Genomic DNA, 14528 nt, shown 5'->3' with positions numbered 1-14528 from the left:
CGGTCAGGGGTCGGGGTGCGTGCCGAGGACGTCGGCGAGGTCCCGTCGGCTCACCGTGTGGTCGGGCTGCGGGGGCGCGCCGTAGCGCAGCTCTCCGCGCGCCGTGGGTTCCCAGGCGAGCAGGGTGCGCGTGGCGTCGCGGGCGATGACCTCGGCGACCTCGAGCATCTGGTGCTCGTGCCCGTGTTGGAGCCGGTAGTCAACCGTGAGGGAAACGGACCCGCCGCGGACCAGGACCCCGGCGTCCACAAGACCGGGCACATAGCGGTCCGCGAGTACGTCCGTGTGCCGTGTCCACTCCACCGCGTCCTCGCCGAGACCGCCGACGCGGCGCTGGAACGACGCGGGGAAGCCCATGCGCCGCTCGACGAGGTGCTCGGCGTCGTTGTGCTCCTCCAGCGAGATGTGCACGCTGAACTCGGCCAGGGGCGACCGCAGGCCCCGGGCCGGATACCAGACGCAGTCGTTGGGTGTGCGCCCGTCACCGTGCGGAGTCAACCGCAACAGCGAGACACTCTCCCGGCTGAGCAGACCGCACGCCGTCGAGCTGCGCGGCTCCGGCACATGCCAAGGGGGGTCGTCGGGACGGGACGGGAGCTCGGGCGGTAACAAGAGATGGTTCCACAGCGCCCCACCCCACACCAGGCACAGGACCAGCCCGGCGACCGCCCTGCCCCGCCGCCGGGGCGAGCGCCCCCACGCGTGGGCCAGGCCGGCCCACCGTCCGGGGCGTCGCGTCGTGGCCGGGCCCGCGAGGCGTGACTGGAGCCGTTCATGGCGGAAGCGCCACGCCGGGCCCGCCTGCAGGAACACCCCGCGGGCATGCGCGTCCTCGAGGAAGTCCATGAGCCGCCAGGGCAGTTCCCCGCGGGCGGCGAAGAAGGCGCGCGTCAGCGTGAACCGTCCCCAGGCCGACGTGGCGAACGCGAACGTCATCAGCGCGCAGGCGGTGAGCAACAGGGCGATGGCCCAGGCGGGGCCGGTGACACCCCCATCCACGCCGACGGCCCAGTGGCCCGAGTGCCGGTTGCCGTCGCCGTCCACGGTGAGGTTGCCGGGGCAGCCGCTGTCGATCCCGTTCCAGTCACACGCGGTGAGGCTGAGCAGCGGCGTCAGCAGGGCCACGGCCGGCCACCAGAGCGTGCCGCCGCCGAGCACGCGCACAAGTCCCAGCGCCAGCACGGCGGTACGGTCCCGGCGCAACGACGCCTTGGGGGCGGCCTCGTGCGCCGCATCGGTCGGGACATCCACGAACGCCGTCAGCGCGGTGAGGACCACCGTCAGCGACAGCACAAGCGGCCGTCCGCTGAACACGGCGAGCCCCACCGCGATCCAGAGCACGAAGCCGACCGCCGCACGCCGCAGGCATACCCACGCACGGCCGCGTACCCGCAGTCCCCGCGGCAGAGGCGCCAGCCTGTTGCCGGGGATGAGGATCTGGACGAGGGGCACCAGGCCGGTCAGCAGCAGAACCGGCCACAGGCCGCCCAGACCGAGAACGGGCACGAACAGCCACGCCATGGCGAGGGAGAGCAGGACGCCGGTGCAGCCCAACGGCCACGGCAGTGCCTGGTCGAGTTCCCACCAGGACAGTTCGGCGCCCGGCCGGGAGCGGGTGAAGAGGGCGAGACGGCGCAGGGCGCGTTCGGCCTCGCGTACCGAGGTCTCGGGCGCAATCCCGCCGGGCCCGTAGCCGTACACGGCGGGCACGAAGCGGGCGATCAGATGGTCCTCCAGCGCGGCCCGGTCGACGAAGCGGTCACGGTCGAGGAGTTCGGCGGGGCCGGCGTCCGTGTCGCTGTAGGCGGCACGTGCCATGGCGGTCATGAGCGGCGTGGACAGCGCCTCGGCCAGTTCGCGGGCGCCCGCACCGGATACGCGCAGTGCGTCGAGCACAGGGTCCCAGCACGTGGCGCCCGCTCGGCCGTCGCGCGCCTTTCGGGCGGTCAGCGGCAGGTAGGCGCCGAGCTCGTGGACACCGAGCGGGCACAGCTCCACCACGGCCGCGGCGGTGAGCACGTCGGCCTCCCGGACGGCACGCGCGTATTCCTCGCGGCGGGCGGTGACGAACACCGGCGCGCCCGGCGCGAGTGTGGCGTTGAGTGTGCGCAGCGCCGTGAGACGTGCCGGCTCGCCCAGTTCGTCGAATCCGTCGAGTACGGGAAGGACGCGACCGTCACGGAGCAGCGCGGCGGCGACGAGACGGGCCGGTTCCGTGGCTGAGGCGATCCCCGGGTACGCGCGGGCCAGCCAGTCGGCCGCCCACGCCCACAGGTCCGGACGTGCGGCCGGATTCCATGAGCCGAGCGGAAAGATAACGGGTACGGGGTCGCCGGGCCGTCGCGTGCCGAGCCGCTGCAACGCGAAGCGCATGGCCAGCACCGACTTGCCCGCTCCGGCGGGCCCGAGCACCACCAGACGGCGCGAGGGCACGAGGGCGAAGACGTCGGATATGTCGTCGAACTCCCCTGCGAGGACGAGGGGTTCGCCGTGCGCCGGGTCGTGTGCGGCGGTGCCCGCGATGGTGGCCCAGTGATCGAAGAGGTCGGCGTCGGTGACGCGCCAGCGTACGGGCACGGGGACGGGATCCTGGAGGCGGCGGGCGCGTTCCTCCCGTTCCCAGCGGGATGTCAGGGTCTCGGCGAGCATGTTCTGCGCCTGGCCCAGCCAGGTGTCGAGTGCGGTGTCCCAGCCGGGGCGGGTCCTGCGCCACTGGGTCCAGGCAGCGCGGATGTCCCGTGCGCCGACGGCGAGCAGGAAGACTCCCAGGGCGACGAGGGCGGTGTCCCACATGCCGCCGCGACTGTGCCGGCCGGCGGCGAGGGCCAGGGCCCCGGCGAGCAGCACGACGGCCGAGCGCAGGACGAGCTGCCGGGCGCGTGCCCGGGAGGGGGCGAGCTCCGCGTGCTGGTAGATGATCTTGCCGATGTATCCGGCCTGTACGGCGTACTGCGTGGGCGCGTTGATGGTGTTGTGCACGGTGAAGGCGCCGGGCGGCGGCTCGGGACGGGGCGGAGGGAAGGCGGCGGGCTGCCCGTGCGGGCCGGGCGGGGCGAAGGCGGCGGGCTTCCCTTCGCTGCCCGGCTCGATGAAGGCACCGGATCTCTCCTCGGGACCGGCCTCATCCATGTCCTTCACCCCCGTCCGCGGCCTCGTCAGCTTCTGTGCGCGACCCGCTGCTGCCGCAGCGCCGCCACCCGCCGGTACAGCTCCACCGCCTCGGCGTGCCTGCCGAGCTGCTCCAGGCAGTGCGCTTCGTCGTTGCGGCTGGCCAGCGCGTCGGGGTGGTCCATGCCGAGCACCCGCTCACGGGCCTCGGCGACCTGGCCGTAGACGGTCAGCGCATCCGCCCAGCGGCCCAGCCAGCCGAGGCCCACGGCCACTTCCCGGCGGCTGACAAGGGTGTCGGGATGGTCGGCGCCGAGCACTCGCTCGCGCAGGGCGCACACGTCGCGCGCCTCGGCGAGGGCCTCCTCCCAGCGGGCGAGCCGGCCGAGATTCACCCCGAGACCGTGGCGGGCGCGCAGCGTCTCGGGGTCGTCGGGCCCGTGGACGCGGGTGCGGTCGTCGACCAGGTCGCGGTACAGCTCCAGGGCCTCCGCGCTACGGCCCAGTCGGCCGAGGCTGATGCCGACCTCGTAGCGGGCGGCAAGGGTGTCGGGGTGGTCTGCGCCCAGTGCCCGGGCGCGCGCGACGGCCACTTCCCGGTAGGTCTGCAGCGCCTCGGTCCAGCGCCCCAACTGGCCGAGCGCGTAGGCGACTTCGTACCGCGTGACCAGGGTGTCGGGGTGCTCGGCGCCGAGCACCCGGGCGCGCGCGGCCACGACGTCGTACGCCATCCGGTAGGAGTCCTCGAGCCGTCCCAGCCTGCTGAGGTTGAAGGCGAGGTTGTGCCGGCAGCGCAGGGTGTCGGGGTGGTCATGGCCCACGGTGCGCTCACGGGAGTCCAGGACCGCGGCGTACACCTCGTGCGCCTCGAAGTGCCGTCCGAGCTGGCCGAGGACGTACGCCATCTCCTGGCGGGCGGCGAGCGTCTCGGGGTGGTCGGCGCCCATGGTCCGCTCGCGCCCCTCCGCGACCCGGCCGAACTCCCGCAGTGCGTCGGCGGCGCGCCCGGTCCGGCTCAGCGTGAAGCCGACCTCGTAGCGGCTGGCGAAGGTGTCCGGGTGGTCGGGGCCCAGGACGTGCTCGCGCTCGGCGGCGACCGCCCGGTGCACTTCGCCGGCCTCCTCCCAGCGGCCGAGCCGGCCGAGGCTGAGGCCCGCGTTGTGACGGCTGGCGAGGACGGCGAGCATCTCGGGCGGCGGCGTGGGGCGCTCGGGCCTGGCCCGAGGCGGCGGGAGCGGGCCGCCGCGCGAATCGGTGTGCGTGGTCCACTCGCCGGTCAGCCCCGCGGTGTGGTCGGGCAGGGCGGGCCGGAGCAGGGAGGTGCCGGTCGCCTTGTGGCCGGTGGTCATGCCACGGGTCCAGGACGGCAGCCGCGGCTCGCGCGAGGGCGGCTGCTCGGGGCGGGGCCCGGGCGCGATGGAGTGCGTCTGGCGCGTGGCGGCGCCCATCCGGCGGCGCAGCTCCTTGGCGTCGGTCGGCCGCGCCTCGGGGGTCTTGGCGAGCAGGTCGAGGACGACCTGCTGGAAGTACTCGGGGATCTCGGACCGGTGGGTGCGAAGCGGCTGCGGCAGGGTGTCTCGGTGGCCGACGAGCACCGCCCAGGCGTCGTCGTGGTCGAAGGGCGGGACGCCGGTGGCGATCTCGTACAGCACACAGCCCAGGGAGTAGAGATCGCTGCGATGGTCGACATGGCTGCCGCTGATCTGCTCGGGCGACATGTAGTTCGGGGTGCCCATGGCGATTCCGGTGCCGGTGAGCCGGGACGTGAAGCCGATGTCCGCGCCGAGGCGGGCGATGCCGAAGTCGCAGATCTTCACCGCGCCGTCGGTGAGCCGCATGATGTTGGCGGGCTTCAAGTCGCGGTGGACGATGCCCTGTTCATGGGTGTAGGCGAGGGCGTCCGCGATCTGCTCGGCGATGTCGACGACGTCGGGCACCGGCAGCGGATGCTGTTTGTTCTCCTCCAGCAGCTGGCTGAGATTGCGGCCTTCCAGCAGCTCCATGACGAGGTAGAGCACGCCCTCGTACTCGCCGAAGTCGTGGACGACTGTCACCCCGCGGTGCTGGAGTGCCGCGGCGACCCGCGCCTCGCGCCTGAAACGCTCGCGCAGCACCCGGGTGAAGTTCTGGTCCTGCTGAGCTCCCAGCGGCTTGAGGCACTTGACCGCGACGCGCCGTCCGAGGGACTCGTCGCGGGCCTGCCACACCTCGCCCATGCCCCCCCGCCCGATGACGTCGAGCAGCCGGTAGCGGCCTTGGATCAGCCTGGATTCCGCCATCGCGTGCTGTCGCCCCCGTCGCTAAGCTGCGCCCTCCCCGGCCCGTCCAGTATGGCCTCCTGTCTGCGCAGTTTGTACGGCGCCGGGCGGGCGCCGGGGCCGAGTCGCGCCATCGCTTTCAAGATGTGACCTGGCGGCAGTTGCCAGCGCAGACGGGAGAGAATGCAGCGCAGCAGGTTGCCTGTGGCGATGAGCTGATGCGTGACACGTTCAGGGGCGGGGGCGGGTCTGCCGTACAACTCATGGGCGTAAGGGGGCAGTGCGTTGTACGCGAGTGCGGCCACGCGCCGCCACAGCAGTTCGCGCGCCGGGACGAGCAGAGGGTTGATCGGCGGCCGCTGCAGGAAGTCGTCGACGTCGTGTGCCTCGGGTCCGGCGGCGAGCTCGGGACGCACCCGGTCGAAGTAGGCGGCGAGCTCCCCGGCGGATGCGGGTACCTCGTCCGGGTCGAGGCCGACCAGGCGTGCGCCTTCGCGCTGCTCGTCGAGGTAGCGGTCGGCCTGGGCGTCGCTGAGCGGGATACCGGAGCGGCGTGCGACGTCGAGGTACGAGCCGACCTCGGCGCAGTGCACCCACAGCAGCAGCTCCGGCTCGTCGACGCCGTAGCGCTCGCCCGTGACGGGGTCGGTGGCCCCGAGGTGGGTGTGGATGCGGCGGACCCGGGCGCCCGCCTGCTCGGCGGCCGCGGCAGTGCCGTAGGTGATGGTGCCGACGAAGTTCGCGGTGCGCATGAGCCGGCCCCAGGCGTCCTTCCGGAAGTCGCTGTTCTGCATGACGCCGCGGACGGCCCGGGGGTGCAGCGCCTGGAGGTACAGCGCGCGCACCCCGGCGACCCACATCATCGGATCTCCGTGCATCTGCCAGGTCACCGAGTCCGGTCCGAAGAGCCCCGGGTCCGGGTCCGGGCCGCTCATGCCTGGCACGTGCGACTCCTTGCGATACATGTCACCTGCCCAAAACCCTGACCTGCACTGGTGTCAGTTCAGTCTCGTCCATCGGCGACCCCGCTTGCAGAGCTTTGTTGTCGCTTGGGTACGCGATCACGGACGCAGGAAACACACGTCCGAGGAGGCGACCGGCGCCAAGGCCCTCGCCGGCTTGACGGATCCCAAGACGACCGGTCATTATGAAAACGAGACGACCGGTCATTTTGACTCACAAGGGGATTCAATGTCCACATACCGAGCGTTCGAGGTCACAGGGTCACGGAAGTTCGAGCTGGTGGAGCGCGAGACACCGGAGCCACCGCCGGGGCATGTACGCCTGCGCGTCGAGACCTGCGGCGTCTGCCACTCCGACGTCCTGGCCGTCGAGGGGATGCGGCCCGACCCGTCCTCGCCGGTGGTCCCCGGGCACGAGGTCGTCGGCGTGATCGACGCGGTCGGCCCCGGGGTGACGACATGGCGGGTCGGCGAGCGTGTGGGCGTAGGTTTCCTGAACGGCCACTGCGGAGTGTGCGACTTCTGCCGACGTGGTGACTTCGTCAACTGCGAGGACCAGCCGCAGACGGGAAGCGACGTCGACGGCGGCTACGCGGAGATGGTGGTCGCCAGGGCCAGCGGCCTCGTACGGATCCCGGAGGGGATGAGCCCCATCGACGCGGCGCCGCTCCTGTGCGCAGGACTGACGGTGTTCAGCGCGCTCCAGCAGATCGACAGCGCCCCCGGCGCGCTGGTGGCCGTGCAGGGGATCGGCGGCCTCGGGCACCTGGGCGTGCAGTACGCGAACAAGCTCGGGTTCCGCGTCGCCGCGATCGCCCGGGGCACCGGGAAGGCGGAGCTGGTCAAGCGGCTCGGCGCCGACTACTACATCGACAGCTCCGCCGAGGACGCCGGCGAGGCGCTGCAAAGGCTCGGCGGCGCGGCCGCGGTCGTCGCGACCGCCGCGAGCGGTGCCTCGATGACGCCGCTGGTCTCCGGACTGGCGCCGCGCGGCCGAATGGTGGTCGTCGGTGCCGCCTTCGACCCGATCGAGGTGCAGACCACCGACCTGATCTTCGGCACCCGTACGGTCAGCGGAAGCCTGACCGGCAGCTCCATCGACAACGAGGACAACCTCCGGTTCGCCGAGGCCCGGGATGTCCGTCCCATGACCGAAGTCATGCCACTCGCCCAGGCCCCCCAGGCCTACGAGCGCATGATGTCCGGCGAAGCCCGTTTCCGTGTCGTTCTGAATGTGGCGGTCTGACAATGAATGAGAACAGCAACCTCAGGGATCTGACCATCGCCGCGCACGGCGGCCTCGACCGATGGAACGGGTACACGTCCCTCACCGCACACCTCCGCAACGGCGGTCCACTGTGGGGGCTCAAAGGCCAGAACGGTGTCCTCGCCGATGCCCATCTCCGCGTCGACCTGCACCGTCAGTTCGCCAGCCACTTCCCGGTCAAGGAGGAGGGGCGACGTTCGGCCCTCACCCCGAAGCACGTCGCCATCGAGACCGGCTCGGGCGAGGTCCTGGCCGAACGGGACAACCCGCGGGACTCGTTCGCGGGACACGTCCTCGAAACCCCGTGGGACGAGCTGCAGTTGGCGTACTTCGCCGGATACGCGATGTGGACGTATCTGACTGCGCCCTTCTCGTTCACCATGCCCGGCTTCGAGACCGAGGAGCTGACGCCCCGGGAGGAGGACGGGCAGACCTGGCGGCGGCTGAAGGTGACGTTCCCCGATGACATCGCGACCCACTCCAAGGAGCAGACCTTCTACGTCGGCAGCGACGGTCTCTTCAAGCGGCACGACTACAACGCCGAGGTTGTCGCGGGCGGCCCGGCCGCGCACTACCCCTCGGAGTACCGGGAGTTCGACGGGATCATGGTCCCGACAAAGCGACGGGTCTACGCCCTCAACGAGGACGGAACGGCCAACCGGGATCTGCTGCTTGTCACCATCGACCTCGACGGGATCACGTTCGAGTGACGTACGGTGCCACGACCGAGCCCCCGGCCGCCTGCGGCCGGGGGCTCGGTCGTCGAGACCGTAGAACCGTGAATTCGCCAAGAGGCGTCAGGCAAGCAGCGTGCCGAACACCGTGTCGAAGAACACCTCGTAGGAGTCCTCCGAATGCTCGGACCGTGCGGAGATGAGCGTCCCCTCCCAGGCGTTCAGAATGAACCGGGCGAGCGTCTTGGCGTCCGTGGTCGCCGTCACCTGGCCCGACTCCTGCGCCTGGGCGATCGGAGCCGCGAGCGCCTGCGCCCAGCTCTCCAAGCTGACTCGTACCGCCTCGCGGATCATGTCGCTGTGGTCGGCCATCTCCGCGCCGAAGCCGCCGATGAGGCAGCCGCGGGTGAAGTCCCTGGTGGTGTTCTCGTCGCGGAGGAACTCGAAGTGCTGCCGCAGCCGCAGCAGTGGATCGACGGACGCATCGGTGAGCTCCCGGAGCCGACGGCTTTCGCCGTAACGCTCCAGGGCCACCACGGCCAGCGCTTCCTTGCTCTCGAAGTGGTTGTAGAACGACCCCTTCGGGACCCCCGCGCTGTTGGTGATGTCCTTGACGCCCGCCGCGTTGAACCCGCGCGTATGGAACTGCTCGACCGCCGCCTCGACGATCTCCTCGCGCATGCTTCTTCTGGCCACCGGGAGTACCCTCTCGCAGCAATATGACCGATCATCTTAGGCCACAAAAACCTTACCATGCAGCGTCCTCCGCCTCCGGAACCGGAGCGTTGCACGACGGGGCGGACCCGGTGTCCGTCTCGTTGGTCTACCGCAGGGGGCCGTTTGAATGATCAAAGTGGCGGGGGGTTACCATCTGAGCACCGCCTAGCTCGAAAGATAAACCTGTGACTGTCAATGACGACTCGTTCACCAACTGGAAGAACCGCGAGGAGATCGCGGAGTCGATGATCCCAATCATCGGGAAGCTACACCGGGAGCGGGACGTCACGGTCCTGCTTCACAGCCGCTCCTTGGTGAACAAGTCGGTGGTCAGCATCCTCAAGACCCACCGATTCGCCCGGCAGATCGCCGGTGAAGAACTCTCGGTCACCGAGACGCTGCCGTTCCTGCAGGCTCTGACCACGCTCGATCTCGGCCCTTCCCAGATCGACATCGGCATGCTCGCCGCGGTGTACAAGACCGACGACCGCGGGCTCTCGGTGGAGGAGTTCACCGCGGAGGCCGTCGCCGGCGCCATGGGTGCCAACAAGATCGAGCGCCGCGAGGGGCGTGACGTCGTCCTCTACGGCTTCGGCCGCATCGGCCGGCTCGTCGCCCGCCTGCTCATCGAGAAGGCCGGCTCCGGCAATGGCCTGCGACTGCGCGCCATCGTCGTCCGGCAGGGCGGCGACCAGGACATCGTCAAGCGCGCCTCGCTGTTGCGCCGCGACTCCATCCACGGCCAGTTCCAGGGCACGATCTCCGTCGACGAGGCGAACAGCACGATCATCGCCAACGGCAACGAGATCAAGGTGATCTACGCCAACGACCCGTCGGAGGTCGACTACACGGCGTACGGCATCAAGGACGCCATCCTCATCGACAACACCGGCAAGTGGCGCGACCGCGAGGGCCTGTCGAAGCACCTGCGCCCCGGCGTCGACAAGGTCGTCCTGACCGCGCCGGGCAAGGGCGACGTTCCCAACATCGTGCACGGCGTCAACCACGACATGATCAAGCCGGACGAGCAGATCCTGTCCTGCGCGTCCTGCACCACCAACGCGATCGTCCCGCCGCTGAAGGCGATGGCGGACGAGTACGGCGTCCTGCGCGGCCACGTGGAGACCGTCCACTCGTTCACCAACGACCAGAACCTGCTGGACAACTACCACAGCTCGGACCGCCGCGGCCGCTCGGCGCCGCTCAACATGGTCATCACCGAGACCGGTGCCGCCTCCGCGGTCGCCAAGGCGCTCCCCGACCTCAAGGCGCCGATCACCGGCAGCTCGATCCGCGTCCCGGTGCCCGACGTCTCGATCGCGATCCTCAGCCTGCGGCTCGGGCGTGAGACCACCCGCGAGGAGGTCCTCGACTACCTCCGCAACGTGTCGCTGACCTCGCCGCTCAAGCGCCAGATCGACTTCACCACCGCCCCCGACGCGGTCTCGAGCGACTTCATCGGCTCGCGTCACGCCTCGATCGTCGACGCAGGCGCCACCAAGGTGGACGGCGACAACGCGATCCTCTACCTGTGGTACGACAACGAGTTCGGCTACTCCTGCCAGGTCATCCGCGTCGTCCAGCACGTCTCCGGGGTGGAGTACCCGACCTACCCGGCCCCGGTGGTCTGATCTCGGCGGACTGTCCGATCCGGTGTCCCGGCAGGCGGGGCGGCAGTTCGGCCATGCGAGCCACGAGGAGGAGCTCCTGCTTCTCGTGGCGGACTTCGCCGGCGAACTCGCCGAGGTGCCGGCTCAGCCGTTCCGCCTGCGATTCTGGACCGATCATGGTCGTGTCGAGCACACGCCGGACTTCCTCGGCGCCGAGGTAGTCGGCGGCAGCGGCGTTGACGTCCTCCTGCCGCGTTTCGTACTCCCGCTCCAGTCCGGGCAGGTGTTCATTTGCTCAGGCCGTCGGCACCGACTGGTATTCGTTGAGCCGGCTGTAAATTCGTTCCGGAGTCAGGGGCAGCGCGCGGTAGCGGACGCCCGTGGCGTCGTGGAGCGCATTCGCCAACGCGGGGGCCACCGGGTTGATACAGCATTCCGCCATCCCCTTCGACCGCATGGGCCCAACGGAATCCGCCGAGTCCACCAGGAGCACGTCGGTGCGGGGGACATCGGCGTAGGTGGGGATGCGGTAGTTGCGGAAGTTCGGGTTGACCATGACACCGTTCGCGTCGACGTGGTAATTCTCGGTCAGCGTGAAGCCGATTCCCTGGGCGACACCGCCTTCGACCTGTCCCCGGACTTGCGCGGGGTTGATGACGACGCCGGCGTCGGTCGCCTGGACGCTGTAAAGGATTCGGATCTCACCCGTCACCCGATGGACGGCGACTCGGAACCCCTGCGTATTGGAGATGACGCTTCGGGGTGAGCCATAGGCCTTGCGGGCGGCGGTGAATCGAATTCCGCGCGCTCGGGCCGATGCGACGAGCTCGGCCAACGACACGCGCTGGTCGCCGCAGACGACACCCTCGTCGTCCATCGAGCACATCACGACATGGACACCTGTGTGCGCGGCAGCAAATTCCAGGATACGGTCGCGCACAGCATTGGCCGCTCGAAGTACCGCGTTGCCCGACACGAAGAGCCCTGCACTCGCAAAGGCTCCGGTGTCGAATCCCGTGCGGTCGGTGTCGGACTGCACCAGGCGAATCCGCGACGGCGTCGTGCCCAGCTGGTTGGCCGCAATCTGGACATGCGCGGTCGACGTGCCCTCGCCGAATTCGACTGTTCCGACGGCCAACTCGTACATGAGGTCGTCGCCAAGCGTGACCCAGGCCTCGGAGATGTGTTCCGTCGGGGGCGCGGTCTCGTGCAATGAACTCGCCACGCCGGCCCCGACGAGCCACCCCGGGCCGGGGGACGGCTCATCTGCTGTACGGGCCATGGCGTCATCCACCAGATCGATACACTTCGCGAGTCCGTCCTCGGTGAACAGCACGTCGTCGGGGCCGTCATGCATGGCGACGAGCGGATCACCCGGTCGCACGATATTGCGGCGTCGCAGTTCGAGCGGATCGATGTGCAATGCGAGTGCCAGCTCGTGCATCGCTGATTCCACGGCGAACGCCGGTTGCGTCATCCCGTAACCGCGCAGCGCCCCGCTCGGAACGGTGTTCGTATAGACGGAGAACGCGTCATACTTCTTGTTGGGGCAGCGGTAGATCATGACGGCAGCGCCGCCTGCATACAGCGTTTCGCCGCCGTGGTTGCCATAGGCGCCCGTGTTCGACACATTGCGGACTTGGAACGCCGTGAGCGTTCCGTCTGCCTTCGCGCCGAGCTTGACCGTCAACTTCATCGGATGCCGTGGCGAAGCCGTTGTGAACTCCTCCTCGCGGGTGTACTCGAAGCAGACAGGTCGCCCGGTGTCCAGGGTGGCGAGCGCGACCAGATCCTCCGAGATCACTTCCTGTTTGCCGCCGAAGCCGCCGCCAACGCGTTTGCAGAACACGCGGAGCTGGTCCGGGCGCAGCGCGAACAGATATGCGAGTTTAACTTTCCCGATCGACGGCGACTGCGAACTGGTGCGGACGTTCAGACGACCGTTCTCCATCCAGGCAATCGAGCCGTGGGTCTCCAGATGCGCGTGTTGCACTCGTGGTGAGGAGTACGTGCCTTCGTGGATCACGTCGGCTTCGGCGAACCCTGCGTCGATATCGCCGATGTGCGAATGGATCTCGAGCAAGATGTTGTGGACGGGATCGCGGACGAATGGACTGTCCGCGCCGTGCAGCTGTGGCGCCCCCTCGGCCATTGCTTCTTCGGGCTCGAAGACTGCCGGCATTGCCTCGTATTCGACGACGACCCTCCGGCATCCCTCTTCTGCCGCCCCGACCGTGTCGGCCAGGACCGCAACGACGCGTTGGCCGACGAAGCGGACCGTGTTGTCCAGGATGAAGGTGTCGTCCGGATCGACAAGATGGTCGCTGTGGATCGCCGTAGTAAAACGCCTGCGCGGCACATCTTCCCAGGTGTAGACCCGATGCACGCCGGGAACTGCGAGTGCAGCGGTCTTGTCGATCGAGACGATCCGGGCGTGCGCGTGTGGTGAGTGCAGCACCTTGAGGTGCAGCATGCCTTCGATGTGTGTGTCCATCGTGAACTCGGCACGACCGGTTACCACGTCGTTGGCTGCCGGCGCACTGACGCTCGTCCCGACGGCCTTTCCCGGCGCGGCTGTCTCCAGGCCGGCGACGCCCTTCACGGCATCCTCGATCCCTCGATAGCCGGTGCAGCGGCAGAGGTTGCCCTTCAACGCCCGTGGCAAGTCCTCTTTCTGGGCCTCGGTGAACGTTGCCGACGTCATGATCATCCCCGCGGTGCAGAAACCGCATTGGAACCCCGGGGCGTCGCGGAACTGTCGCTGCATTGGATGAAGGTTGCCGGGTGATCCAATACCCTCGATCGTAGTCACCTCACAACCGTCCGCGCGGAAAGCAGGGGTGATGCAGCTGTGTACCGGATTGCCGTCCAACCACACCGTGCATGCGCCACAATCGCCTGCGTCGCAACCCTTTTTGACACCATAGTGGCCGAGTGAACGGAGGAAAGTTCGCAGGCACTGGCCGGGGTCTGGTTCTTCGTCGAAGCTCTTGCCGTTCACGATGTATGTCATGCCGGGCCCCCAGCTATGAGTTCGCGACGAATCTCTTCGGCGAAGTGCTTTGTCAGGTGGCGACGGTGGTCGGGGGTCCCGTTGGGATCGGCGAACCAGACGCCGGCGGGGATAACGTCGATGCTCTGCTGCAGAGTTCGGGCATCGGGCATGGTGTCGAAAGCAATGCGCACAGGCCGTGTAGTGCCGGCTGTCACGGTGAGCAGCAGGTCGCTCGTTCCTGGCGTTTGAGTACCGATGAGGAACACCGTCGAACGGCCGAGGTGGGTCAGCGTGAAGCGGCGGTGCGCAGTGCGTTTCCTCAGGGCGCGCGCCGGAATGTCAATGCGCCGCAAGATTTCCCCGGGAGTAAGAATGTTTCGATTGTTGCCGGTCACGAAGTCGAGGGCATCGACGTTGCGCGCGGACCCGTCAGGAGCCCACAGCTCGTACTTTGCCTCGAGTGCGACCGTCAGCGTGATCATTGGGCCAGCAGGCAAAGACATGCAGATATTGCCGCCGACGGTCGCCGAGTTCCAGACTTTGAACGAGGACAAGAACGCCTCGCAACTTTTCGCGAAAAGGGCGCCCGCGATCCAATCACCTGGCAGCGCAAAGGAATACAGGTCGCGGATGGTGCACGTTGCGCCGATTCCGAGGCCCGCGTCGCTCGGAACGAGGGGATCCCAACGCAACGCTGTCAGGTCGATCAGGCGGCGCAGGCTTGGCTGCTCCGCGGAGAACAGCCACGTTCCGCCTGCGAGCCAGGAGTCGCCTTCGCGCCAGTCCACGCCTGGCCGATCGGACGGTCGCCGGACGACTTCGGTGATGGTGTTGAGGTCCATGGGAACTGATCTCCCTCACGACGATAATCGTGCGACGGACCGCCTACCGAACTCGACAACCAGCGCGTGACGCCGCTCTCGATCGTGGCAACGCC

Annotated in this window: 9 protein-coding genes; 3 read left to right on the top strand and 6 right to left on the bottom strand. The window is 68.9% G+C overall.

All coding sequences use genetic code 11. The features are described from left to right. Nucleotides 1-3 precede the first annotated feature (3 nt). Genes ACZ3H8_RS27760 through ACZ3H8_RS27750 form a run of 3 tightly spaced genes read right to left on the bottom strand, consistent with a single transcriptional unit; the run spans nt 4 to nt 6301 of the window. The gene (locus tag ACZ3H8_RS27760) at nt 4-3129 is read right to left on the bottom strand and encodes an NACHT domain-containing protein (RefSeq protein ID WP_467406419.1); all 3126 of its coding nucleotides are present in this window, start codon (nt 3127-3129) and stop codon (nt 4-6) included. Between the two features lie 26 nt (nt 3130-3155). After that, entirely contained in the window at nt 3156-5387 is a 2232-nt protein-coding gene (locus ACZ3H8_RS27755; RefSeq protein WP_467406417.1) for a serine/threonine-protein kinase, read from the bottom strand. After that, nucleotides 5369-6301, bottom strand: coding sequence for an oxygenase MpaB family protein (locus tag ACZ3H8_RS27750; RefSeq protein ID WP_467406740.1), 933 nt, complete (start codon nt 6299-6301; stop codon nt 5369-5371). Before ACZ3H8_RS27750 ends, ACZ3H8_RS27755 begins: the two co-directional genes overlap by 19 nt. A gap of 256 nt (nt 6302-6557) precedes the next feature. On the opposite strand from ACZ3H8_RS27750, the gene ACZ3H8_RS27745 reads away from it, so the two are divergent. Both ACZ3H8_RS27745 and ACZ3H8_RS27740 read left to right on the top strand, forming a co-directional pair. Then, the gene (locus ACZ3H8_RS27745) at nt 6558-7574 is read left to right on the top strand and encodes an alcohol dehydrogenase (RefSeq protein WP_467406415.1); all 1017 of its coding nucleotides are present in this window, start codon (nt 6558-6560) and stop codon (nt 7572-7574) included. A 2-nt stretch (nt 7575-7576) separates the two neighbouring features. After that, nucleotides 7577-8305: a hypothetical protein gene (locus tag ACZ3H8_RS27740; protein ID WP_467406413.1), complete on the top strand. Its 729-nt coding sequence runs from the start codon at nt 7577-7579 to the stop codon at nt 8303-8305. Between the two features lie 87 nt (nt 8306-8392). Here the strand turns inward: ACZ3H8_RS27740 and ACZ3H8_RS27735 are convergent, their stop codons facing one another. After that, nucleotides 8393-8965 (bottom strand): TetR family transcriptional regulator C-terminal domain-containing protein, encoded by a 573-nt coding sequence (locus ACZ3H8_RS27735; protein WP_467406411.1) that lies wholly within the window; start codon nt 8963-8965, stop codon nt 8393-8395. 206 nt (nt 8966-9171) lie between these two features. Here ACZ3H8_RS27735 and ACZ3H8_RS27730 point away from each other — a divergent pair, with 206 nt between their 5' ends. Beyond that, a complete protein-coding gene (locus ACZ3H8_RS27730) occupies nt 9172-10617 on the top strand; it encodes a glyceraldehyde-3-phosphate dehydrogenase (protein ID WP_467406409.1) in 1446 nt (481 codons plus the stop codon). Nucleotides 10618-10891: 274 nt separating this feature from the next. On the opposite strand, the gene ACZ3H8_RS27725 is transcribed toward ACZ3H8_RS27730, so the two are convergent. Together ACZ3H8_RS27725 and ACZ3H8_RS27720 are read right to left on the bottom strand one after the other, a co-directional pair. Further along, nucleotides 10892-13609, bottom strand: a complete 2718-nt coding sequence (locus ACZ3H8_RS27725) for a molybdopterin-dependent oxidoreductase (protein WP_467406407.1) — start codon at nt 13607-13609, stop codon at nt 10892-10894. Next, nucleotides 13606-14433, bottom strand: a complete 828-nt coding sequence (locus ACZ3H8_RS27720; RefSeq protein WP_467406405.1) for an FAD binding domain-containing protein — start codon at nt 14431-14433, stop codon at nt 13606-13608. Before ACZ3H8_RS27720 ends, ACZ3H8_RS27725 begins: the two co-directional genes overlap by 4 nt. Between the last annotated feature and the right edge of the window lie 95 nt (nt 14434-14528).

This window comes from Streptomyces sp. NPDC002868 (genome assembly GCF_055563295.1).
This window is presented reverse-complemented; position numbering and strand designations above follow the sequence as displayed.